The 22,317-nt window shown below is 73.4% G+C and carries 23 protein-coding genes; 12 read left to right on the top strand and 11 right to left on the bottom strand.

Annotation, left to right across the window (positions count from 1 at the left end):
• A partial coding sequence (locus tag LPA27_RS16485) for an FG-GAP-like repeat-containing protein (RefSeq protein WP_228943135.1) occupies positions 1–1,156 on the top strand: 1,156 nt, incomplete at its 5' end.
• A gap of 65 nt (positions 1,157–1,221) precedes the next feature.
• Here the strand turns inward: LPA27_RS16485 and LPA27_RS16480 are convergent.
• Positions 1,222–2,520, bottom strand: coding sequence for an adenylosuccinate synthase (locus tag LPA27_RS16480; RefSeq protein WP_056863570.1), 1,299 nt, complete (start codon positions 2,518–2,520; stop codon positions 1,222–1,224).
• 167 nt (positions 2,521–2,687) lie between these two features.
• Here LPA27_RS16480 and LPA27_RS16475 point away from each other — a divergent pair, with 167 nt between their 5' ends.
• Positions 2,688–3,605: a diacylglycerol/lipid kinase family protein gene (locus LPA27_RS16475; RefSeq protein ID WP_193665591.1), complete on the top strand. Its 918-nt coding sequence runs from the start codon at positions 2,688–2,690 to the stop codon at positions 3,603–3,605.
• A gap of 7 nt (positions 3,606–3,612) precedes the next feature.
• Here the strand turns inward: LPA27_RS16475 and LPA27_RS16470 are convergent, their stop codons facing one another.
• On the bottom strand, positions 3,613–4,608 hold the full coding sequence (locus LPA27_RS16470) for a helix-turn-helix transcriptional regulator (RefSeq protein ID WP_056903323.1): 996 nt from the start codon (positions 4,606–4,608) through the stop codon (positions 3,613–3,615).
• A 187-nt stretch (positions 4,609–4,795) separates the two neighbouring features.
• Between LPA27_RS16470 and lysS the strand changes: the two genes are divergently transcribed.
• Entirely contained in the window at positions 4,796–6,553 is a 1,758-nt protein-coding gene (gene lysS, locus LPA27_RS16465) for a lysine--tRNA ligase (protein ID WP_056863322.1), read from the top strand.
• 23 nt (positions 6,554–6,576) lie between these two features.
• Here the strand turns inward: lysS and LPA27_RS16460 are convergent, their stop codons facing one another.
• Complete coding sequence (locus tag LPA27_RS16460) at positions 6,577–7,005, bottom strand: DUF3151 domain-containing protein (protein ID WP_082500095.1); 429 nt, start codon at positions 7,003–7,005, stop codon at positions 6,577–6,579.
• Positions 7,006–7,094: 89 nt separating this feature from the next.
• Between LPA27_RS16460 and LPA27_RS16455 the strand changes: the two genes are divergently transcribed.
• The 3 genes from LPA27_RS16455 to LPA27_RS16445 are packed head-to-tail and all read left to right on the top strand — an operon-like array spanning position 7,095 to position 8,870.
• Positions 7,095–7,430 (top strand): hypothetical protein, encoded by a 336-nt coding sequence (locus tag LPA27_RS16455; protein ID WP_228943134.1) that lies wholly within the window; start codon positions 7,095–7,097, stop codon positions 7,428–7,430.
• Between the two features lie 53 nt (positions 7,431–7,483).
• Entirely contained in the window at positions 7,484–8,455 is a 972-nt protein-coding gene (locus LPA27_RS16450) for a WXG100 family type VII secretion target (protein WP_228943133.1), read from the top strand.
• Between the two features lies 1 nt (position 8,456).
• Complete coding sequence (locus LPA27_RS16445) at positions 8,457–8,870, top strand: hypothetical protein (RefSeq protein ID WP_056863317.1); 414 nt, start codon at positions 8,457–8,459, stop codon at positions 8,868–8,870.
• Positions 8,871–8,978: 108 nt separating this feature from the next.
• Here LPA27_RS16445 and fbaA read toward each other — a convergent pair whose 3' ends face one another.
• Complete coding sequence (fbaA, locus tag LPA27_RS16440) at positions 8,979–10,010, bottom strand: class II fructose-bisphosphate aldolase (RefSeq protein WP_056863316.1); 1,032 nt, start codon at positions 10,008–10,010, stop codon at positions 8,979–8,981.
• A 77-nt stretch (positions 10,011–10,087) separates the two neighbouring features.
• Here fbaA and LPA27_RS16435 point away from each other — a divergent pair, with 77 nt between their 5' ends.
• The gene (locus tag LPA27_RS16435) at positions 10,088–10,603 is read left to right on the top strand and encodes a DUF2867 domain-containing protein (RefSeq protein ID WP_056863315.1); all 516 of its coding nucleotides are present in this window, start codon (positions 10,088–10,090) and stop codon (positions 10,601–10,603) included.
• Between the two features lie 38 nt (positions 10,604–10,641).
• Positions 10,642–10,935: a hypothetical protein gene (locus tag LPA27_RS16430; protein ID WP_200920022.1), complete on the top strand. Its 294-nt coding sequence runs from the start codon at positions 10,642–10,644 to the stop codon at positions 10,933–10,935.
• Here LPA27_RS16430 and LPA27_RS16425 read toward each other — a convergent pair.
• A complete protein-coding gene (locus tag LPA27_RS16425) occupies positions 10,932–11,588 on the bottom strand; it encodes a TrmH family RNA methyltransferase (protein WP_056863568.1) in 657 nt (218 codons plus the stop codon). The two genes, LPA27_RS16430 and LPA27_RS16425, sit on opposite strands and share 4 nt — an antisense overlap.
• A gap of 170 nt (positions 11,589–11,758) precedes the next feature.
• Here LPA27_RS16425 and LPA27_RS16420 point away from each other — a divergent pair, with 170 nt between their 5' ends.
• Positions 11,759–12,523 (top strand): DedA family protein, encoded by a 765-nt coding sequence (locus LPA27_RS16420; RefSeq protein WP_228943132.1) that lies wholly within the window; start codon positions 11,759–11,761, stop codon positions 12,521–12,523.
• Here LPA27_RS16420 and LPA27_RS16415 read toward each other — a convergent pair.
• Positions 12,510–13,181: a DedA family protein gene (locus LPA27_RS16415; RefSeq protein WP_082500094.1), complete on the bottom strand. Its 672-nt coding sequence runs from the start codon at positions 13,179–13,181 to the stop codon at positions 12,510–12,512. The genes LPA27_RS16420 and LPA27_RS16415 overlap by 14 nt on opposite strands.
• A gap of 71 nt (positions 13,182–13,252) precedes the next feature.
• Complete coding sequence (pyrE, locus tag LPA27_RS16410; RefSeq protein WP_228943131.1) at positions 13,253–13,798, bottom strand: orotate phosphoribosyltransferase; 546 nt, start codon at positions 13,796–13,798, stop codon at positions 13,253–13,255.
• Positions 13,799–13,842: 44 nt separating this feature from the next.
• Between pyrE and LPA27_RS16405 the strand changes: the two genes are divergently transcribed.
• Positions 13,843–15,012: a pyridoxal phosphate-dependent aminotransferase gene (locus LPA27_RS16405; RefSeq protein ID WP_228943130.1), complete on the top strand. Its 1,170-nt coding sequence runs from the start codon at positions 13,843–13,845 to the stop codon at positions 15,010–15,012.
• Positions 15,013–15,048: 36 nt separating this feature from the next.
• Here the strand turns inward: LPA27_RS16405 and LPA27_RS16400 are convergent, their stop codons facing one another.
• The 3 genes from LPA27_RS16400 to clpB form a co-directional block, all read right to left on the bottom strand.
• Positions 15,049–15,798, bottom strand: a complete 750-nt coding sequence (locus tag LPA27_RS16400) for a hypothetical protein (RefSeq protein WP_228943129.1) — start codon at positions 15,796–15,798, stop codon at positions 15,049–15,051.
• Between the two features lie 73 nt (positions 15,799–15,871).
• Positions 15,872–17,095, bottom strand: coding sequence for a hypothetical protein (locus LPA27_RS16395; protein WP_228943128.1), 1,224 nt, complete (start codon positions 17,093–17,095; stop codon positions 15,872–15,874).
• An 89-nt stretch (positions 17,096–17,184) separates the two neighbouring features.
• Positions 17,185–19,797, bottom strand: coding sequence for an ATP-dependent chaperone ClpB (clpB, locus tag LPA27_RS16390; RefSeq protein ID WP_228943127.1), 2,613 nt, complete (start codon positions 19,795–19,797; stop codon positions 17,185–17,187).
• Between the two features lie 416 nt (positions 19,798–20,213).
• Between clpB and LPA27_RS16385 the strand changes: the two genes are divergently transcribed.
• Positions 20,214–20,456: a hypothetical protein gene (locus LPA27_RS16385; RefSeq protein ID WP_056903315.1), complete on the top strand. Its 243-nt coding sequence runs from the start codon at positions 20,214–20,216 to the stop codon at positions 20,454–20,456.
• Between the two features lie 200 nt (positions 20,457–20,656).
• Complete coding sequence (locus LPA27_RS16380) at positions 20,657–21,217, top strand: hypothetical protein (RefSeq protein ID WP_228943126.1); 561 nt, start codon at positions 20,657–20,659, stop codon at positions 21,215–21,217.
• 964 nt (positions 21,218–22,181) lie between these two features.
• On the opposite strand, the gene LPA27_RS19295 is transcribed toward LPA27_RS16380, so the two are convergent.
• A complete protein-coding gene (locus LPA27_RS19295; RefSeq protein WP_267477225.1) occupies positions 22,182–22,307 on the bottom strand; it encodes a hypothetical protein in 126 nt (41 codons plus the stop codon).
• Positions 22,308–22,317 lie beyond the last annotated feature (10 nt).

The following is a 22,317-nucleotide window of genomic DNA, read 5'->3' as shown; positions in this document are numbered from 1 at the left end:
GGGGGGTGCGGTCGCCGCCGGCCTGCTGCTGTGGCCCGACGACGCGCCGCGCGACACGGCGTCCGACCCGGCGACCGGTCCCGCCGCAGCCGGGGGCCTGCCGCTCCCCGAGGACCCCGCCCCGGCCCGCGAGGACCCCGCCGCGCGCGGTGACGTCGACGGCGACGGCCTCGGCGACCTGCTGCTGCTCGACCTCGACGGCGGGCAGCTGCAGCGCTCCGACGGTGCGGCCGTCGACGACGCGGAGCGGGTCGCGGAGGTCAACCCCCGCACGGTGCTGGGCGACGTCGACGGCGACGGCGTCCTCGACCGGGTCACCGTCGACGGCGACGGCTCGAGCCTGCGCGTCGCGGTGGCGTCCGGCCCGCTCGACGCGGGTGATCCCGCGCCGCGCCGCAGCTCACTGATGGTCGTGCCGCCCGCCGAGGAGGTCGGCACGTTCGACTACGGCACCGGCACCGCCGCGCTCGGGGACTTCGACGGCGACGGGCGCGACGACCTCGCCGTCGGCACCGCCCTCGACGACACCGCCACCGTCACGGTGATGCTCAGCACCGCCGAGGAGGACTGGCAGCGCGAGGCGACCTGGGCCGAGGTCGAGCGGTCACCGGGCGCGAGCACGACCTGGACCGTCGGCGACCTCGACGGCGACGGTCGCGACGACCTCGTGGAGGTCGACACCCTCGGCCGCACCACCGTGCTGCGCGGCCTCCTGTCGCGCGGCGACTCCTTCGAGCAGGTCGGCGAGACGCTGGTGCTCGACGAGCCCGGCTACGGCACCGGCGTCTTCCGGCAGGCCGACCTCGACGGCGACGGCACCGACACCCTCGTGCACGTCGGCACCGACCTCGCGGTGAGCGCGTGGTCGTGGGAGGACGGGCTCGGCGGGGCGAGCGCGCTCGCACCGGCCGACGACGACGCCGACTACTCCCCGCACGCCGTGGTCTCCGACGTCGACGGCGACGGCGCCGACGAGTTGGTGGCCCTCGTCGGCGTCGAGCGCCCGCGCGCCGTCGTGCTCGACGGGTCCCCCAGCGAGTCCTCCAGCGGGTCCTCCGACGAGTCGTCCCTCACCGCCACGCGGTGGCCCCTGGTCGACCCCGGCGTCGTCCTGGCCGTGGCGGACCGCGTCACCGAGACCGAGCGGCAGTACTGAGCCGCACCGGGCACCGGGCACCGGCACCGGCACGGGACGGTCGCACCGGGCCCGCCCGGGACCGGTCAGACCAGCGGGTGCACCACGACGGTCGCCTCGCGCGAGGGACCGACGCCGACGACCGAGATGCGCGCGCCCGACATCTTCTCCACCGCGCGCACGTAAGCCTGGGCGTTGGCGGGCAGGTCCTCGAAGGTGCGGCAGGCGCTGAGGTCCTCCCACCAGCCGGGGAGGTACTCGTAGATCGGCACGGCGTGGTGGAAGTCGGTCTGGTTGACCGGCATCTCGTCGTGGCGGACCCCGCCGACGTCGTAGGCCACGCAGACCGGCACCTGCTCCAGACCGGTCAGCACGTCGAGCTTGGTGAGCACGAAGTCGGTGACGCCGTTGACGCGGGCGGCGTAGCGGGCGATGACCGCGTCGTACCAGCCGCAGCGCCGCGGGCGACCGGTCGTGGTGCCGTACTCGGCGCCGACCTTGCGCAGGTGCTCGCCGGCGTCGTCGAAGAGCTCGGTCGGGAAGGGGCCCTCGCCGACGCGCGTGGTGTAGGCCTTCACGATGCCGATCACCTGGTCCATCCGCATCGGCGGGATGCCCGAGCCGGTGCAGGCGCCGCCGGCGGTCGCCGACGACGACGTGACGAAGGGGTAGGTGCCGTGGTCGACGTCGAGCAGGGTGGCCTGGCCGGCCTCGAGCAGCACGGTCTCGCCGCGGTCGAGGGCCTGGTTGAGCAGCAGGCCGGTGTCGCGGACCATCGGGCGCAGCCGGTCGGCGTACTGCAGCAGCTCCTCGAGGGTCTCGTCGACCGAGGGGGCGCGACGGTTGTAGATCTTCGTCAGCACCTGGCCCTTGAGCTCCAGGGCGCCCTCGATCTTCTGGCGCAGGATCTTCTCGTCGAAGATGTCCTGCACCCGGATGCCGATGCGGTTCATCTTGTCGGCGTAGGTCGGGCCGATGCCGCGCCCGGTCGTGCCGAGGCGACGCGAGCCGAGGAAGCGCTCGGTGACCTTGTCGACGGTGCGGTTGTAGTCGGCGATGACGTGCGCGCTGGCGCTGACCACCAGGCCGCTGGTGTCGACGCCGCGGGCCTCGAGGCCCTCGATCTCCTCGAAGAGCACCTTGAGGTCGACGACGACGCCGTTGCCGATCACCGGCGTGCAGCCGGGGGTCAGGATGCCGCTGGGCAGCAGGTGGAGGGCGTACTTCTCCTCGCTGCCGTCGGGCTGGCCGATGACGACGGTGTGGCCGGCGTTGTTGCCGCCGTTGAACTTCACGACGTAGTCGACGCTGGAGCCGAGCAGGTCGGTGGCCTTGCCCTTCCCCTCGTCACCCCACTGGGCACCGATGATGGCGATCGCGGGCATCTGCTCGCTCACTTCCGCTTCTAGGCGTGCTGGACTCCTCCGACCCGGCGCACCTGACGCGCTCGGAGCGGAAACGCGAGAGCCCCGGGCACAAGTGCACCGGAGCTCTTGCGGCCACACGCTACCGCAGGTCGGCGCCCGACCGCCCGCTCCACTACTGTCGACGTGTGGAGCCCCTTCTCGTCATCACCAACAGCGGCGCCGGCACGTCGGACGAGGAGACCCTGGAGCGGGCCCTCGACATCCTGCGCGCCGAGACCTCCGTCGAGGTGGCCGCCACCGCCGACCCCGGTGAGCTCAACGGCGTCCTGCACCGCGCCGGGTCGCGTCGCATCGTCGTGGCCGGCGGCGACGGCAGCATGCACGCCGTCGTGGCCGCGCTCCACCGCCGTCACGAGCTGGCCGACGCCGTGCTCGGCCTGCTGCCGCTGGGCACCGGCAACGACTTCGCCCGCGGCAACGACATCCCCCTCGACATCGAGGAGGCCGCCCGCGTCCTGCTCACCGGCGAGGTGCGCCGCGTCGACCTCATCGTCGACGAGGTCGGCGAGATCGTCGTCAACAACGTCCACGCCGGCGCCGGCGCGCAGGCCAGCCGCCGCGCCACGCGGTGGAAGGACCGGCTCGGCTCGATCGGCGTCGGCAAGGTCAACCTGGGCAAGCTCGGCTACCCGATCGGTGCGGCGCTCGCGGCGTACAAGCCGCCCTTCGTGCGACTGCGCGTCGAGGTCGACGGCGAGTGCGTGGTCGACCTCGACCAGCCCGTGCTCATGGTGGCCGTCGGCAACGGCTCCGACGTCGGCGGCGGCACCTCGCTCAACCCCGAGGCCGAGACCACCGACGGGCGCCTCGACGTGATGGTCTCGCGCTCGATCGGCCCCCTGGCGCGCTTCGGGTACGCCGCGGGCCTGCTGCTCGGGCGCCACGAGGAGCGCGACGACGTGATCTCGCTGACCGGGCGCACCGTCTCCATCGCCGGGGAGCCCTTCTACTGCTCCGCCGACGGCGAGATCTACGGCCCCGAGCGCCAGCGCACCTGGCACCTCGAGCCCGGCGCCTACTCGATGGTGCTGCCGCACCGCTGAGGCACCGTCAGAGCCAGCCGCGCCGGGCCGCCTCGACCCCGGCCTGGAAGCGCGACTCGGCGCCCAGCTCGATCATGAGGTCGGCGACCCGGCGACGCACGGTGCGCAGGCTGACCCCGAGCCGGCGGGCGATCTGCTCGTCCTGGGAGCCGCTGGCCAGCTGCTGCACCAGGAAGCGCTGCATGTCGCTGCGCGGCTCGGCCTCCCCGGTCAGCGCGCTCACCGGCGCCGCGCGGTCCCACAGCGCCTCGAACCAGTAGGTCAGCGCCTTCACCAGGCCCGGCTGGCGGATCAGGGAGCGCGGCTCGTCGACCTGGCCCAGCGGCTCGGGGAGCACGGCGTGGGTCGTGCCGATGATGAACATGCGGGTCGGGACCGTCGGCAGCACCCGGATCACCTCGCCCTTCTCGACGCGGTGATTGAGCGTGGCGCGGGCCTCGGTCAGCGCGCGCACGGGATAGATCGCCCGCGAGCTGCGACCCCCGCTCACCAGGCCTCCGATGAAGTCGCCCATCGCGTCCTCCGAGGGGTGGCGCCACTGGTCGGGGCGCAGCCAGAGCAGGTCGCCGCGGCTCTGCACCATGAGCGCGGTGAGCAGCGGGATCGGGTTGCCGCCGCTGCTGATCTCGCCGTCGAGCGGCTGCACGTCGTGCACCTCGCCCTCGGCGGGCCGGGCCCCGCTGCCGGTGAGGAACGGCAGGGCCGCCGCGACGCTCTCCAGCTCGGCCTGCACGACCGCCGCGCTCGCCGCCTGCGCGGCGAGGATGCGGGCGACCACCTCGGGGGCGCTGGCCACGAAGACCCGCGACTCCTCCACCCGCACCACGCCGGCGTCGCACAGCGGCTCGAGGGCGCTCATCAGCTCCTCGGGCGTCTGGAGCAGCGCGGCCGCGACCGAGACGAGCTCGCGCCCGGAGTGGCCCAGCAACTGCTGGTGGAGGCGGTCCACGTGCTTGGGGAAGCCGAGGGCGGCCATCAGCGTGGCGGGGGTCCGGGTGGGCATCCGTGGCATGTTAGTGCCGCTCGTCCCCCACCGCCATGGTTCCTCGTGGCCGGGGCGGGCCAGTGGCGCGGCTCCGGTAGCGTTGGGGCGTCCCACCGCGGGCCCGCGAGACGTCCCGACCGGTCCCACCACGCCGTCCGACGCGCCCCTGCGGGCCGTCACGGACGAGAGCAGGAGCAGCACCCCGATGGCACGAGGCACAGCACGAGACGGGGCCCCCCAGGCTCCCGTCGACTGGGTCACCCGCGCGGCCGACGACGCCGTGCGCCACGCCGAGCAGGGCGGCTGGACCCCGGAGTCGGGGCGGCCGATCACCTGCGCCTCGGGGGCGAGCCCGTCGGGGCCGGTGCACCTGGGCAACCTGCGCGAGTTCCTCACCGTGCACTTCGTCGCCGACGAGCTCGCACGCCGCGGGCTGCCCGTGCGCCACCTGCACAGCTGGGACGACTACGACCGCTTCCGCAAGGTCCCCGCCGGGGTGGACCCGTCGTGGGCCGACCACATCGGGCGCCCGCTCTCGGGCGTGCCCGACCCGTGGGAGTGCCACGACTCGTGGGCCGATCACTTCAAGGAGCCGCTCGTGGCCTCGCTGCGCGCCCTCGGCGTGGAGATGGAGGAGGTCTCCCAGACCGAGCGCTACCGCGCGGGGGCCTACCGCGAGCAGATCCTGCACGCCGTGGCCCAGCGCGACCGCATCGAGACCGTGATGGCGCGCTACCGCACCAAGGCCGCCCCGCTCAGCGAGGCCGCCGAGTCGGCCGAGGAGGCCGCGGCGCTGGCCGACTCGGTCGCCAACGACGGCGACGACGGCAACCCCTCGGGCCTCGGGGCCACCAACGACCTCGCGCGCTTCCCCTACAAGCCCTACTGCCGCGACTGCGGGCGCGACACCACGATCATCACGTCCTACGACGACGACTCCGCCGACCTGGCCTACACCTGCACCTCGTGTCCCTTCGAGGGCGTCACCAACCTGCGCACCCAGGACGAGGGCAAGCTGGTCTGGAAGGTCGACTGGCCGATGCGCTGGGCCGTCGAGGGCGTCGACTTCGAGCCCGGCGGCGTCGACCACGCCAGCCCGGGGTCGTCCTACACCGTGGGCAAGGAGCTGGTGAAGCTCTACGACGGCCGCGCCCCGTCGTTCGTCGGCTACTCCTTCGTCGGCGCCGGCGGGCAGGTGAAGATGTCCTCCTCGCGCGGTGGCGTGCCGACCGCGGCCGACGCCCTGCAGATCCTCGAGGCGCCGGTGCTGCGCTGGCTCTACGTGCGCCGCCAGCCCAAGCAGGCCTTCAACGTCGACTTCGGCCCGGAGGTCGTGCGCCTCTACGACGAGTGGGACGCGCTCGGCCGCAAGGCCGCCGACCCCGCCAAGCGCGACGCGCAGGTGCTGGCCTTCGAGCGCGCCAGCGAGACCGCGACGGCCGGCCGCCTGCCGGTGCCCGCGGTCGTGGTGCCCTTCCGCCTGCTCTCGTCGGTGGCCGACGTGACCGCGGGCAGCGCCGACCTCATCAGCCGCATCGTGCGCGAGGTCGGCCACGACCACGACTCCGTCGAGGACCTCGAGCCGCGGCTGGGCCGCGCGATGACCTGGACCGGCGAGTACGTCCCCGAGTCGGAGCGCACCACCGTGCGCACCGAGCCCGACGCCGCCCGGCTGGCCCGGCTCGGCGACGACGAGGAGCTGTGGCTGCGCCACCTCCTCGACCGGCTGCCCGACCGTCTCGACCTCGACGAGACCACCACGCTGGTCTACGGCGTGCCGAAGCTGGGTCGGGGCCTGGGTCTCGACGACGCCCCGACCGACCAGGTCAAGGCCGACCAGAAGGCGTTCTTCAAGCTGCTCTACAACCTGCTCGTCGACGCCGACCGCGGCCCGCGCCTGCCCACGCTCTTCCTGGCCCTGGGCTCCGACACCGTCCGGCGGCTGCTCACCCCGCCGACGTAGGGAGGGGTGGGCGCCGCCCCGCGTCAGTCGCCGAGGAGCGCGGCGTAGCCGGTGGGGCTGGAGTCGCGCAGGAAGTCGCGGCAGCGCTCCCACTCGTCGGTCTCGCCGATGGCGCGGGCCGACTTGGCCAGCAGCGACAGGCAGACCAGGAAGCCGCGGTTGGGCTCGTGCTCCCACGGCACGGGCCCGTGGCCCTTCCAGCCGTTGCGACGCAGCAGGTCGAGGCTGCGGTGGTAGCCGACCCGGGAGTAGGCGTAGACGACCACGGCGTCGGCGTCGGCCGCGGCGGCCTCGGTGGCGAGCGCCGCCCACGCCGACGGCGACGCCGGGTGGTGGCGTACGACGTCGGTCGGCGACTCGCCCGCGGCGAGCGCGGTCGTGGCGGGGTCGGCGGGCAGGTGGGTGGGCGGCGGACCGGCCATCAGGTCCATGCCGGGGGTCACGGGGCTCATGGGTGCATTGTGTCCCCCGGGCGCGACGCGCGTCCCCGGCGGGGTCTGCGCCCCCCACGAGGACAGGGTCGCCGGGCACACTGTGGCCCATGGCACGCCCTCCCCTCGATCCCGACCAGATCCCCGACGACGCGAGCGGGCGCGATCTCGCCGGCTACGTCGGCGAGGACGTCGGTCGCCAGCTGGCCCTCCGGGTCGCCGCCTTCGTGGCACTGCTCTGCGCCCTCGGCGGTGCGACCACCGACGCCGACGACACAGTCCGCGCGGGCGGCCTCGTGGCCGGCGCGCTCGGCGCCCTCGCGCTCCTGGTGGCCGGGCTGGGCCGCTGGCGCCGCGCCCGGCAGTGGCTGCTGGTCGCCGTGGTGCTCCTCGTGTGCGGCGGCCTGCTGGCGGTCATGCTCGGCCAGCACCGCGCCGCGGCCTGAGCGGCCCCACCGGTCCAGACCACGCGACCACAGGATCGGCCGGAGAGCTGAGAGTGGACCTGCCCGACCTGCGCGGCTACGCCCAGCTCGTCGACGAGATCCGCTTCGACCTCAGCACGATCCACACCCAGGTGGAGACCTACTGCACCGACGCCGACTTCGGCAAGATCGTCGAGGACCTCACCGACGACTACGCCACCCTCCTCCCCCAGCTCAAGGAGCTGCTCGCGGAGAACGCCACGCTGATGGGCAGCTACGCCGTGGCGCTCGACCAGCAGGCGCTCGACTTCGGCCGCACCGACGGAGCGGTGGCCGACTCCTTCGGCGGAGGCGGTGGCATCAGCGGCGGCAGCGGCACCAACACGGCCGCCTTCGCGAAGGTCTCACCCCTCAGCTACCTGGAGAACCCCTACCCGAGCGAGAGCGAGCTGCCGGAGGTCTCCTTCGGGTTCATGCTCGACAAGCTGTGCTGGGCGCTCGAGACGTTCTGCGGGTGGGACCTCAGGGCCGAGGTCACCGACTGGATCGCCGGCGACGTCGTGGGCCTGTCGACCCAGGCCCGCTGCTGGGAGATCGTCTCCGGGCGCCTCGACAGCTGCGAGCAGAACGTCACGGCCGGCCAGATCCGGGTCTTCGAGACCTGGAGCGGACAGGCCGCCAACTCCCACGCCGCCGGCATGTACGGCTGGACGCCCGCCCTGCAGGACCAGAGCACCGGCCTGGCCACGCTCGGGGAGCACCTGAAGGAGGTGGCGGCCCAGGCGGTCAGCACGGCCCAGTTCGTGGTGGACTGCGTCCGACTCGCCGTCGACCTGATCACGAGCGCGTGGGCGCTGCAGTACATCCCCGTCTACGGCCAGGCGAAGTTCATCCAGAAGGCCTGGGACGCCTACAAGACGGCCAGCAAGGCGACGGCCTACCTGCGGATGCTGTTCTCGCTCATCCGGACGGTGAAGAGCTTCATCGAGATGCTCGTCAGCGACCTCACCGTCTCCTCGCTGCCGCCCAGGCCGTTGGCGGTGTGACGTGGACCGCGAGCGCTACGCCGCGATCACCGAGGACCTGCGCCGGGCCTCCGCCGAGCTGACCGAGGCGCTGGCCGCAGGGCGTGCCGAGCTCGACGAGCTGCGCCGTGGGCCCCTCGTCGACGCCGACGACCGGCGGGCGCTGCAGGAGGCCGCCGAGCGAGGCGCGATGGGCCGCGAGATGCAGGACTTCGCCGACGAGGTCCGTCGGGGGCGGGCCGACTGGGAGCAGATGCTGCGCGGTCAGGGCGAGCACGGCTCGCTGCGCGACGCGATGGTCCAGCGCGCCCAGGACGAGCGCGGCGAGGAGCTCGCGCAGGCCTTCGCCGACTCGCCCGCCCCCCGTGACGTCGACGATCCCCGTGGTCCCGACCGGCGGCCGCCGCGACCCGCCGCAGGACCCGACGGGTCCTGAGCCCGGCGCGGCCGGTCGCCGCGAGCGGAGCACGACGCCCCGGCCGGTCGGCCGGGGCGTCGTCGGGCGCCGAACGCGTCAGCGCAGGTCAGCGCAGGTCAGCGCAGGTCAGGAGACGGCCTTGCCGGAGGAGCGCAGGTGCTCGCAGGCCTCGACGATGCGGGCGGCCATGCCCGCCTCGGCGGCCTTGCCCCAGGCACGGGGGTCGTAGGCCTTCTTGTTGCCGACCTCGCCGTCGACCTTGAGCACGCCGTCGTAGTTGCTGAACATGTGGGCGGCGACGGGGCGGGTGAAGGCGTACTGGGTGTCGGTGTCGACGTTCATCTTCACCACGCCGTAGTCGACGGCCGCGCCGATCTCCTCGGCCGAGGAACCGGAGCCGCCGTGGAAGACCAGGTCGAAGGGCTTGGCGTCGGCGGCGAGGCCCAGCTTCTGCGCGACGGCCTCCTGCGCGGCCTTGAGGATCTCGGGGCGCAGCTTGACGTTGCCCGGCTTGTAGACGCCGTGGACGTTGCCGAAGGTCAGGGCGGTCATGTAGCGACCCTTCTCGCCGGCGCCGAGGGCCTCGATCGTGGCGAGGGCGTCCTCGGGCGTGGTGTAGAGCTGCTCGTTGATCTCGTTGGCGACGCCGTCCTCCTCGCCGCCGACGACACCGATCTCGACTTCGAGGATGATGTGGGCCGCGGCGGCCTTGGCGAGCAGCTCCTCGGCGATGACGAGGTTCTCCTCCAGCGGCACGGCGCTGCCGTCCCACATGTGCGACTGGAACAGCGGCAGCTGGCCACCCTTGACCCGCTCGGCGGAGAGGTCGAGCAGCGGGCGCACGAAGCCGTCGAGCTTGTCCTTCGGGCAGTGGTCGGTGTGCAGCGCGATGTTGACGGGGTAGGCCTTGGCGACCTCGGCGGCGTAGGCCGCGAAGGCGACCGAGCCGGTCACCATGTTCTTCACCGAGGGGCCCGAGAGGTACTCCGCACCGCCGGTCGAGACCTGGATGATGCCGTCGGACCCGGCGTCGGCGAAGCCCTTGAGCGCGGCGTTGAGCGTCTGCGACGACGACACGTTGATCGCTGGGAAGGCGAAGCCCCGCTCCTTGGCGGTGTCGAGCATCTGGGCGTAGATCTCGGGGGTGGCGATGGGCACGGCGGGTCTCCTCGGGCGGGGTCTGGCTGCGACGCCGCCCACCCTAGACCGTGCGGGTCACCCGTAGCCTCGGTCCCATGCACCGACGGAGCACCCTGCGCACCACCACCCGGGCCAGCGACCTGCCGGTCAGCGCCGAGCACGCCTGGCGCGCGGTCACCGCGGCCGGCGCCGCCGAGCGGTGGTACGTCGACGCCGCTCCCTTCGCCGTCCGCGGGGCGATCGACCGGCTCACCCTGGGCCGGGGCCGCCGCTGGCCGGTGCCCGAGCACCCGCAGCTGCGCGCGGGCGACACGGCCGGCTTCTGGCGCGTGGTCGCCGCCGGCCCGCACGGCTCGGGCGGGACCACCGGCCACCGGCTGGTGCTCGACGCCGCGGTGCGCGCACCGGGTCTGGTCACCTGGCGCACCACCGTCACCCCGCTGACGGGCCCCGACGGGTCGGTGTGCCGGGTGGAGAACGCGGTGACCTTCACCCCCGGCTCGTTCCTCGGCGGGCTCCCCGGCCGCGCCTACCTGCTGACCGACCTCCCGGCCCGCGAGCTGCTCACCGAGCTGGTGCACCACCGCGTCGTCCGCGACGTCACCGCCTGAGCGCTCCTCCTCGACCACGGGGCGCCTAGGCTGAGGCGGTGACCACCACCACCCGCGCGCCCGAGGACGACCCGGTGCGCGAGCTCTTCGCCAGCGGCTCGGTGGCCGAGCACGTCGTGCGCGGCGTGGTCGGGCTGGTGCTGGCCGTCGCCGGGCTGGGCCTCGCGGGCCAGAGCGCGTGGTGGCTGCTGCTCCTGCCGCTGGCCGTGGTGTCGTGGCGCGGGTGCCCGACCTGCTGGACGCTGGGCCTGGCGCAGACGCTGTCGCGCGGACGCGCCGAGCGCGTGTGCGACGACGCGGGCTGCCGGCCCGTGCGGTCCTCGACGCGCTAGCCGCGCCAGGCGTCCTCGGCGGCGAGGTCGGCGTGGGTGCGCACCCACGCGTGCATGGCGATCGCGGCGGCGGCCGAGGCGTTGATGGAGCGGGTGGAGCCGAACTGCGCGATCGAGAACGTGCCGTCGCAGGCCGCCCGCGCACCCTCGGAGAGGCCCGGACCCTCCTGGCCGAAGAGGAAGCAGGCCCGACGCGGCACGGCCGTCGTCTCGAGGTGCTGCGAGCCGGGCAGGTTGTCGATGCCCAGCAGTGGCACCGGACCGCCGGGCAGGCCGGCCAGGTGGGCCGCGAGGTCCTCCGCGGTCGGGTGGTGGCGCAGGTGCTGGTAGCGGTCGGTCACCATCGCGCCGCGGCGGTTCCACCGCCGCTGGCCCACGATGTGCACCTCGGCGGCCAGGAACGCGTTGGCGGTGCGCACGACCGCGCCGATGTTGACGTCGTGCTGCCAGTTCTCGATGGCGACGTGGAAGTCGTGGCGGCGGGTGTCGAGGTCGGCGACGATCGCGGCCACCGACCAGTACCGGTAGCGGTCGACGACGTTGCGCCGGTCGCCGGCGGCCAGCAGCTCGGCGTCGTAGACCTCCGACCCGGGGCCCTCGGGCCAGGGCCCCTCCCAGGGGCCGACCCCGACCTCGGCCGGTCCGTGGGGCATGGGGTCGTACGGCGCCCGCCGGTCGGCCTCGTCGGCCCGGTCGGCCCGCTCCCCCGGCTGCTGCTCCACGCGGCGCAGCCTAGGCCCCGCCGCCACCGACCCCGACGCCGCGCCTGAGAGCCCTCCTCACCCGCCGGTCCCACCGGCAGTCCGGCGAGTACGCTCGTCGGGTGACCACCGCCGTGTCGCCGCTGCTCTCGTCGATGCTCTCGTCGGCGCCGTCGCCGCTGCTGTCGGCGCAGTTCCTGGGCATCGACCTCATGGACCCCCAGTGGCTGCTCGCGGAGTTCGGGAGCGCGCTGTTCTGGCTGAGCCTGCTGATCGTCTTCGTCGAGTGCGGGCTGTTCTTCCCGTTCCTGCCCGGCGACAGCCTGCTCTTCGCCACCGGCATCTTCATCGCCACCGGGCAGCTCGACCTCTTCCCCTTCTCCCCGCCCGTGGAGCTGGCGATCGCGCTGGCCCTGCTCACCGCGGCGGCCTGGCTGGGCAACGTCGTGGGCTACGAGATCGGGCGCCGCCTCGGGCCGCCCCTGCGCGAGCACGACGGACGGATCCTCAAGAAGAAGCACCTCGACCACACCGAGATGTTCTTCCACCGCCACGGCAAGAAGGCGCTGGTCGCGGGGCGCTTCGTCGCCTTCGTGCGCACCTACGTCACGGTCGTCGCCGGCATCACGCTGATGTCTCGGGCGACGTTCTACCTGTGGAGCCTCGTCGGCGGTGTCGCGTGGGTGCTCTCGATCACCGTGCTCGGCTACGTCCTCGGCGAGCGGGTGCCGTGGCTGGAGGACAACATCGACCTGGCGATCTTCGCCATCCTGCTCTTCACCGCCGTGCCGATCGCCCTGGAGTGGTGGCGCTCGCGCCGCCACTCGCGCGCCGAGGCCGCCCACGACGCCGGGACGGGGGCCGGGCGCGGGCTCAGCCCGCGCTGACCCGGCGCCCGCGCACCTTGCGGATGACGAACCACGCCACGAGGAGCGCGACCGCCGCGATCACGGCGTACTGCAGGTAGGCCACGACCGGCTCGACCTCCTGCCACTGCTCGCCGAGCTGGAAGCCGGCGACCACGAAGACGGAGTTCCAGATCAGCGACCCGAGCGTGGTCAGCGCCAGGAACTGCCACAGCGGCATCCGCTCGACGCCGGCGGGGATGGAGATGAGGCTGCGGAAGATCGGCACCATGCGCCCGAAGAAGACGGCTTTGCGGCCGTGGCGGCCGAACCACGCCTCGGTGCGCAGGAAGTCGTTCTCGTCGACCAGCGGCAGCATCTTCCACAGCCGGAAGACGCGGTCGCGGCCGAAGACGGCACCCAGGCCGTAGAGCACCAGTGCCCCGAGCACCGAGCCGACGGTGGTCCACACGATCGCCTCGACCAGCCCGAAGTCGCCCCGGCTGGCGGTGAAGCCGGCCAGCGGCAGCACGATCTCGCTCGGCAGCGGCGGGAAGAGGTTCTCCAGCGCGATCAGCGCGCCCGCGCCGACCACCCCCAGCCTCTCCATCACGTCGACGGCCCAGCCGGCGAACCCGGTCAGGTCGGCGCCGGTGGCGTCGGAGGCCGAGAGCACGGCGGTCAGCGGGGTGAGCGGCATGCTCGCAGGGTAGAGGGCGCCCCTGAGGGTCGCCTGTGGGAGGGCCGCGGTCAGCCCGGTGTCAGCCCGGGTCAGCCCCGGGCGGCGTCGAGCTGGGCCTTGGTGAGCACGGGGCGCACCTCGAGTCCGACGTCGGCGAGCGGGTTCTCCCCCGCCGGGCTGCGGTCGATGGCGCACACGACGACCTCGACGACCGCGCCGGCCTCGCGCAGCGCCCGCGTGGCGTCGCGCACCGCGCCCCCGGTGGTGATGACGTCCTCGATGAGCGTCACCCGGCGCCCGGCGACGTCGGGGCCCTCGGCGAGCTTGCAGGTGCCGTACTCCTTGGCCTGCTTGCGCACGAAGAGCGCGCGGTGGCCGGTGAGGCCCGAGACGGTCGTCGCGATCGGCACGCCGCCGAGCTCGAGGCCGCCGAGCAGCTCGGTGTCGTCGGGCAGCAGGCCGACCATCTGCCGGGCCACGCGGGCCAGCAGCGCGGGGTCGGACTCGAAGAGGTACTTGTCGAAGTACTCCGAGGCCGTCTGGCCCGAGCGCAGCGTGAAGGTGCCGCTGAGGCGGCAGCAGGCGTCGATGTCGGCGGCGAGGGTCGCGTCGGTCTCGTGCGGGGTCTGGCTCACGGGGCCCATTCAACCGTGCCGGGGCCGCGGCTAGCGTGGCGGCCATGGCCCGCACCCGTCTCGCCCGCCGCCTCCACGGGATCGCCCCGACGATCTTCTCCGAGATGTCGGCCCTCGCCGCACGCACGGGATCGGTCAACCTCGGCCAGGGCTTCCCCGACGTCGACGGCCCGCCCGAGGTGATCGCGCGGGCGGTGGAGGCGCTGGGCGCGGGCGCCAACCAGTACGCCCCGGGCCCCGGCGTGCCGGCGCTGCGGCAGGCGGTGGCCCGCCACCAGGCGCGCCACTACGGCATCGAGCTCGACCCCGACACCGAGGTCGTCGTCACCACGGGCGCCACCGAGGGCGTCGCGGCCGCGCTGCTGGGCCTGCTCGACCCGGGCGACGAGGTGGTGCTCCTCGAGCCGTCCTACGACTCCTACGACGCCATGGTGCAGATGGCCGGCGGGGTGCGCCGGGGCGTCACCCTGCGCGCCCCCGACTTCCGCCTCGACGCCGACGCGCTGCGGGCCGCGGTCACGCCGCGCACGCGCCTGCTGCTGCTGAACTCCCCGCACAACCCCACCGGCACCGTGCTGACCCGCGCCGAGCTCCAGGTCGTCGCCGACGTGGCGCTCGCGCACGACCTCGTCGTGGTCACCGACGAGGTCTACGAGCACCTCGTCTTCGACGACCACGAGCACGTGCCGCTCGCGACGCTGCCCGGCATGGCCGAGCGGACCCTCACGCTCTCCAGCGCGGGCAAGTCGTGGTCGTTCACCGGGTGGAAGGTCGGCTGGGCCACCGGGCCGGCCGACCTGGTCGGCGCCGTGCTGGCCGCCAAGCAGTGGCTGACCTTCACCTCGGGAGCGCCGCTGCAGCCCGCCGTGGCCCACGCCCTCGACCACGAGCCCGACTTCCCGCGTCGCCTGGCCGCCGAACTCCAGCAGCGCCGCGACCTGCTGTGCGCGGGTCTGCGCGGCCTCGGGCTCGACCCGCGGGTGCCGGAGGGCACCTACTTCGCCCTCACCGACACCGCCCACCTCGGCTGGCGCGACGGCCTCGAGCTCTGCCTGGCGCTGCCCGAGCGGGCCGGGGTCGTCGCGGTGCCCCTCCAGGGCTTCTACGACGACCCCGAGGCCGGGCGGCACCTCGTGCGGTGGGCCTTCTGCAAGCCCACCGACGTGGTCACCGAGGGCCTCGCCCGGCTCGGCACCGCCGACCTGACCCGCTGACCCGGGCCGCCGCCGGCGCCGGCGCCGGCGCGGGACTCAGTACTGCGCGGGAGTGGCGCCGCGGCGGGCGAACCAGTCGTTGGCTCCGCCGGTGAAGACCATGACCACGACCGCGATCGAGGCCGCCAGCGTCACCACCGAGACCAGGGAGCCGATCGCGAGCAGGCTGACGACCGCGGTGAGGACCGAGGAGATCACCAGCAGGATCCGGCCGGCCTTGGAGCGGCGCAGCGTCATCACCGCGAACACGATGCCCAGCACCGCCCACACGGCCACGACCAGCGACACGACGAGCACCGCCGTGGCCAGCGCGTCGGGCGAGAGGTCGGCCGCGCCGGGCTGGTTGCGCAGCTCGCGCTCGAGCTCGTCGACGATCTGGTCGCGGGCGGCGGCCACGGCGACGGTCACGAAGCCGAAGACCAGCGCCACGAGCGCCGAGAGCACGAGGGCGATCACCGCGGCGATGGTGACGCGGCCGGGCCGCTTGTCAGGGTCGGTGGCCGAGCCGTAGGGGCCGGCCCCGTAGGGCTGGGTGCCGTAGGGCGTGCTGCCGTAGGCGTCGGGCTGCTGGCCGTAGCCGGGCTGGCCGTAGGGGTTCTGGCCCTGCTGGGGCTGCCCGTAGGGGTTCTGGCCCTGCTGCGGCTGGCCGTACGGGTTCTCCGGCGGCTGCGGCTGGCCGTAAGGGTTCTGACCCTGCTGCGGCTGGCCGTAGGGGTTCGGCTGCTGCTGGCCGTAGGGGTCCTGACCGGAGGGGGTGGGTCCGGAGGGCGGGTACTGGTCGCTCATGGCGGCATGCTCCCACGCCGCGCGCCCGGCCGGGCTCACCCGCGAGCGCACCCCGCCGGACCCGCCCGCAGGCTCAGGGCCGGGCGCGGCCGGCCGTGCGCCGCTCGGCGTACCACCGGCGCACCTCGGGGCGCGACAGCAGCACCACGGTGGCCACGCAGGCCGCCAGCGGCAGCGCCATCACCAGGCTGGTGACCGCGGTGACCAGGAAGAGGCCGGCGGCCAGGGCCGAGGAGACGACCAGCCCGAGGCGTCCGCCGTTGCTGCCGCGGAAGGCGAGCACGGCCACGACGGTCGCGACCACCGCCCACACCACGACGACCCCGGCCATGGCGTAGACCGCCGTGGTGAGGTCGGAGCGGCTGAGGTCGGCGTCGGCGAGGGCGGGGTTCTGCCGGTAGACCTCGTCGAAGAGCATGTCCGGCGCGGCCGCGATGACCGCGGCGGTCAGCACCATGCCGAGCGCGACCAGGCCGCTGAAGGCCCAGGTCAGCGAGCACGCCCACACCACCGCCGAGGGCCGCCGCAACGGGCGTGCCGACGCGGGGTGGCCGACGAAGGGCGCGACCCGCTGGTCGGGCCGGGCCTGCTGGTCGGGGCGCGAGGCCGCCGCCGACCCGAAGCCGGTCCACGGCGCCGGCTGGCCCTGCTCCCCGTCGACCTGCGGCCCGCTCCGGGGGGCGGGCGCCTCCGCCCCCGGACCCGGCGTCTGGCCCGAGGACCGGTCCTGCGGCGAGCCGACGGGCGGGTACGCCGGCGGCCACCCACCGGGCGCGGGCCCGTCGGATCCACCCGGCGGCGTGGTGCGACCCGCGGCCCGGTCGGCGGCCCGGTCGGCCGCCGCGCGCTCGTCGTCGCGCTGGCGCGGGGTGACCCCGTCGAACCAGTCGCGCGCGGGCTGGAGCCACAGCAGCAGCGCGGCCACCGCGACCAGGGAGGAGGTGAAGCCCCCGCTGACCAGCCCGCCGAGGAAGAGCGGCACCGCGAGCACGGCCAGCGCGAGGCGCGCCGGCTTGGAGCGCTGGAGCACCGACCAGCCGAGCACCGCCGCGGCCGCCGCGCAGGCTCCGGTGACCATGCCGGTGACGCGCAGCAGCGCGACGACGTCGGTGGTCTCCAGTCCCAGCCCGTCGCCGGGAGGCTCGCCGAGGAAGGTCTCGATCGTCTCCCGGGTCTCCAGCGACGTCAGCCGGGTGATCTGGTCGTAGACCGCCAGCACGACGACGACGGAGCCGACGATGATGAGCCAGCCGGCGATCGTCACCTGCCGGGGGCGGGTGGGGGTGGCCTCGCTCATGGCGTCATCCTCCCAGACCGCGCCCAGCGGCCCCGGGCCGGACGGGCCCGGGGCCGGGTGAGCCGACAGGGCCGCCCGGGCCGCCCGGCTCAGCCGGTGACCAGCACCAGCCCGTCGTCGCCGACCTCGACCCGCACCCGGCCACCGTCGACGACCTCGCCGCCGATGAGCAGCCGGGCCAGCGGGTCGCCGATCGCGGTCTGGATCAGCCGCCGCAGCGGCCGGGCGCCGTAGGCCGGGTCGTAGCCGGTCTCGGCCAGCCACGTGCGGGCCTCGTCGCTGACCTCGATCGCGATCCGGCGCACGGCCAGCCGCTTCTCCAGCAGCGCCAGCTGCAGGTCGACGATGTGGGTCAGCTCGTCCTTGGTGAGGGCGTCGAAGAGCACGATCTCGTCGAGCCGGTTGAGGAACTCGGGCTTGAAGGAGGCCCGCACCACCGCGAGCACCGACTCGCGTCGCTTCTCGGGGTCGAGCAGCGGGTCGACCAGGTGCTGCGAGCCCAGGTTGCTGGTGAGGATCAGCAGCGTGTTGCGGAAGTCGACGGTGCGGCCCTGGCCGTCGGTGAGCCGGCCGTCGTCGAGCACCTGGAGCAGGATGTCGAAGACCTCGGGGTGGGCCTTCTCGACCTCGTCGAGCAGCACGACGGAGTAGGGCCGGCGGCGCACCGCCTCGGTGAGCTGGCCGCCCTCGTCGTAGCCGACGTAGCCCGGAGGCGCACCGACCAGCCGCGAGACCGCGTGCTTCTCGGAGTACTCGCTCATGTCGATGCGCACGATCGCGCGCTCGTCGTCGAAGAGGAAGTCGGCCAGCGCCTTGGCGAGCTCGGTCTTGCCGGTGCCGGTGGGGCCGAGGAAGAGGAAGCTGCCGGTGGGCCGGTGGGGGTCGGCGATGCCGGCGCGGGAGCGGCGTACGGCGTCGCTGACCGCGCCGACCGCCTCGCGCTGGCCGATGAGGCGCTCGCCGATGACCGCCTCCATCTCGAGCAGCTTGGCCGTCTCGCCCTGGAGCATGCGGCCGGTGGGGATGCCGGTCCAGGCCTCCACGACGTCGGCGATCTGCTCGGCGCCGACCTCCTCGCCGACCAGGGGCTCCAGCTGCGGGCCCTCGCTGCCGTCGGCGCTGCGCTGGGCGGTGGCGGCCGCCTGGGCCAGCGACTTCTCCAGCGCGGGGATCTGGCCGTAGAGGATCTCGCTGGCCTCGTCGAGACGTCCCTCGCGCATCAGCTTGTCGGCGTGCACCCGCACCGCGTCGAGGCGCCGGCGCAGCTCGCCCTCGTCCTCCAGCGTCGCCTTCTCCTGCTCCCAGCGCGCCTCGAGGCCGCGCAGCTCCTCCTCGTGGTCGGCGAGGTCGGCGCGCAGCCGGGCCAGCCGCTCGACCGAGGCCTCGTCGCTCTCCTTGGCCAGCGCGAACTCCTCCATCTTGAGCCGCTCCACGCGCCGGCGCAGCCGGTCGATCTCCTCCGGGCTGGACTCGATCTCCATGCGCAGCCGCGAGGCGGCCTCGTCGATGAGGTCGATGGCCTTGTCGGGCAGCTGGCGCCCGGTGATGTAGCGGTCGGACAGGGTGGCCGCGGCGACCAGCGCGGCGTCGGTGATGCGCACGCCGTGGTGGGCCTCGTACTTCTCCTGGATGCCGCGCAGGATCTGGATGGTGTCCTCGACGCTGGGCTCGCCCACCAGCACCTGCTGGAAGCGGCGCTCGAGGGCGGGGTCCTTCTCGATCCGCTCGCGGTACTCGTCGAGGGTGGTGGCGCCGATCATGTGCAGCTCGCCGCGCGCCAGCATCGGCTTGAGCATGTTGCCGGCGTCCATGGCCGAGTCGCCGCCGGCGCCCGCGCCGACCACCGTGTGCAGCTCGTCGATGAACGTGATGACCTGCCCGCCGGCGTCCTTGATCTCCTCGAGCACGGCCTTGAGCCGCTCCTCGAACTCGCCGCGGTACTTCGCACCGGCCACCATCGCGGCCAGGTCGAGGCTGAGCACCCGGCGGCCCTTGAGCGAGTCGGGCACGTCGCCCGCGACCACGCGCTGGGCCAGGCCCTCGACCACGGCGGTCTTGCCCACGCCGGGCTCGCCGATGAGCACGGGGTTGTTCTTGGTGCGCCGGCTCAACACCTGCACGACGCGGCGGATCTCCGCGTCGCGCCCGATGACGGGGTCGAGCCCGCCCTCCTCGGCCAGCGCGGTGAGGTCGACGGAGTACTTCTCCAGCGCCTCGTACGTCGACTCCGCGTCCTGGCTGGTGACCCGGCGGCTGCCGCGCACCGCGCCGAGGCCCTCGCGCAGCCCGGCCTCGCTGAGGCCGGCGTCGAGGAGCACCTTCTGCGCCGGGCTCTCGGTGCCGGCCAGCGCCACCAGCAGGTGCTCGGTGGCGACGTAGTCGTCCTTCATGCCCGCGGCCAGGTCGAGCGCACCGGCCAGCACCCGGGTGAGCGCGGCGGAGGCGGCCGGCTGCTGGACCGTGGCCCCGCTCGCCTTCGGCAGCGCGGCCATCACGCCCTCGGCGGTCGAGGTCAGCGCCGCGGCGTCGACCCCGGCCTTGGTGACCAGGCTGCGGGTCACGCCGTCGCCCTGGCGCAGCAGCGCCACGAGGAGGTGGACCGGCTCGGTGACGCTGTTGCCGGCCGTGGTGGCGGAGAGCTGCGCGGCCTCGATGGCCTCGCGGCTGCGAGTGGTGAACTTGTCGGCGCCGAACTGGCTCATGTCTGTCTCCTGCGGGTCCCGGTGTCCAGGTGCGGTGTCCACCACCGGTGGACGTCACCTGCTCAACGTACAAGAAGTTGAGTCTGTTCCACTCAACTTCGGAGTCGTCGTGCCCCGGCCCGCCGGGGCGGGGTGACCGGACGGCCTACGCGGCGTCGGGGCGCCGCTCCTAGTCTCGCCGGGAGGGGCCGATGCCCGGAGGACCCGGGCCAGGAGGACACCGTGGCGCCGGTGAGGACCGTGATCGTCGAGGACACCGACGACGTGCGCTACATGCTGCGGCTGCACCGACGACTCGCCCGGGGGCGGCTCCTGGCAAGACTCGAACCAACCGCAACACGAGCCCCGACGCCGCCGAAACCAAGGACACCCCGCGCGACACCCCGGCCCGCCGCGCGGGCGAGGGTGCTGCCGGAGTGGGGGAGTCGGACCTACCGCGCTACCTCAGCCTCACCCGCAAGGAGGCCCGGATCCGTGATGACCAGGCCGAGGCGCTTGCCACCCTCAGTCGCCGCCTCATGCGCTCCCGGCGCGGCGCCGGCGCAGAACGCATCACCGACAACACCTTGATCCGGATCGGCATCGACCTCCTCCTCCAGCACGCCGACCAAATCGAGGGAGCTACCGAGGACGAACTCCGAAAGTCTGTGAGTCTGTAACTCCCAGACCACCGAAGCCCGCCGGCCCGACTCTGGTGTCACGCCGGCGAACCGAAGGGCCCGGCACTCACCATCTGGGAAAAGGTGGGGCGCCGGGCCCTTCGCGCTGCCACCCACGCCTCGAGCAACGAGGCCCAAGACCACGGCGCCGGCCCCGCCGCGCGATCGCCGCGACCTGACGGCCGCGACCCCACCCTTTAGTGGTTCTCCTCCCCGGGGCCTCGATTCTGGGCGCGGCTTCTCCGGCGGTTGCCGACGGGGATACGGAACTCTCCGGGTCGGCTCTCAATCTGACGGCGAACGAATCCGATGCGGCGGGAGCCGACGGCATCGCGCCGGATGCGACACTGACGGTTGAGATGCCCACCGATGGACTGACCCTCCCCGCCGCCGGGTCTCTTGTGTGCAACGTTACGGCCAACAACCCGCACTATTCGTCGGGTGCCCCAGGGGTCATCGCCAAGATCCGCTACACATGCACCGGCAACATCTCTGGAACCCTCGGCGTCAACGCGAACTTGTACCGCTTTGCGCCCGGCACCACGGGACCCTACGTGCCGCGAGCTTCCAATAACCAGAGCCGACCGGTCGGCCCCCTCGCAGCTGACACTGTTTATGTTTCCGCCGATTCACTGCCCGGCATCGTATGCAAGTTGTCGGATCGCTACTACGCAGCGGCGTTTCTCACGCTCAATGCGGGGCCCTCGAGCAGTACAGGCAGCGTTCGATCCAACACGGTGTCCCCCCAAAAATGCAGTTGAGCTGCAAGTAACCTGAACCTCGGCCCGCGGCCTCGTCGCGGGCCGGGGTTCTGTTATCGAGAGTTGCGATCGTGGCCCTGTAGCCAGACGAGACCGCGACCCGTTCTCGGTTGGACGCTTTCCAGCGTGTCATCATCCACAACTAGAGCGATTGCAAACACCTCATCGATAGCCGCGCGCCCGCGCGCCCAATCGAGCACCTCCACGAAGTCATACCCCGTGAGATCGTAGGTTGTTGTGCTGGCTGACTCCTGTCCATCGACAGCCGTCTGGACGTAGACGCGAAAGCGTGGACTGTCGTCCTCCCAAGCGCTATCCCGCTCGTCCACGGGGATTATTGATCTCGGCCTTTGCTCCATTGCTCCAGCGTGCCACAGGCGGTGACAATCGTCGGGCCGACTTTGCCCGGATGAAGCCGCACGCAGCGCCCGTCATGATCGGCGCCTTTCCGCCCGAGCGTCGCGTCGTGACCTTGGGACCGGGACCGCGGCCGCCGAGATGTTGCACGGGTTCCGACAGGCGCGAGTCCGCAGCAACCAGAACATCAAGAGGGCCGCCTGGCCTGAGCCGGTCGACAGTTTGGAACTGCTGCGCCAGGTTCTCGAGGAGTGCGACCGGGAGTACGGGCCGACCGCGACGACGACTGACCGCGCGTCGGTGCCCGGGCGTACCGTCCCGCCCATGCAGCTGCACGCCGCCCACCGACCAGCCGACGACGACACCGTCGAGGCCCACCACTGGACCCTCGTTCAGCGGCCGGCACCACGAGCGCCGTAGGCCACGTAGCCCTCCCAGCCGCGTCCGGGTTGGTTGCGCCACTCCACCAGCAGCCCGAGCATCCACTCCCCATCGCTCATCACCATGACGTGCTTGGAGGGGTTGTCGCTGGGTTGGGGGAAGTCCCCGCCGCGTGGTCGACGAGCCAGGTCCGGCTCGGTGCGGTGCCCCAGGTCGCGGGCCACCCTCAGCGCTCCACGCGCACGTGCAGCAGCACATGACCCTCCGGCACGCCGGCCTGGGCCTGCTCGAGCAGCTGGGCGTAGTCGTCGCCCTCCAGGGTCCCACCGGTGCGGCTCGGCTCCGGTGTCACCGGCAGGACG

This window comes from Nocardioides sp. Leaf374 (genome assembly GCF_916862475.1).
In the GTDB taxonomy this organism is placed as follows: Bacteria; Actinomycetota; Actinomycetes; order Propionibacteriales; family Nocardioidaceae; genus Nocardioides; species Nocardioides kribbensis.
This window is presented reverse-complemented; position numbering and strand designations above follow the sequence as displayed.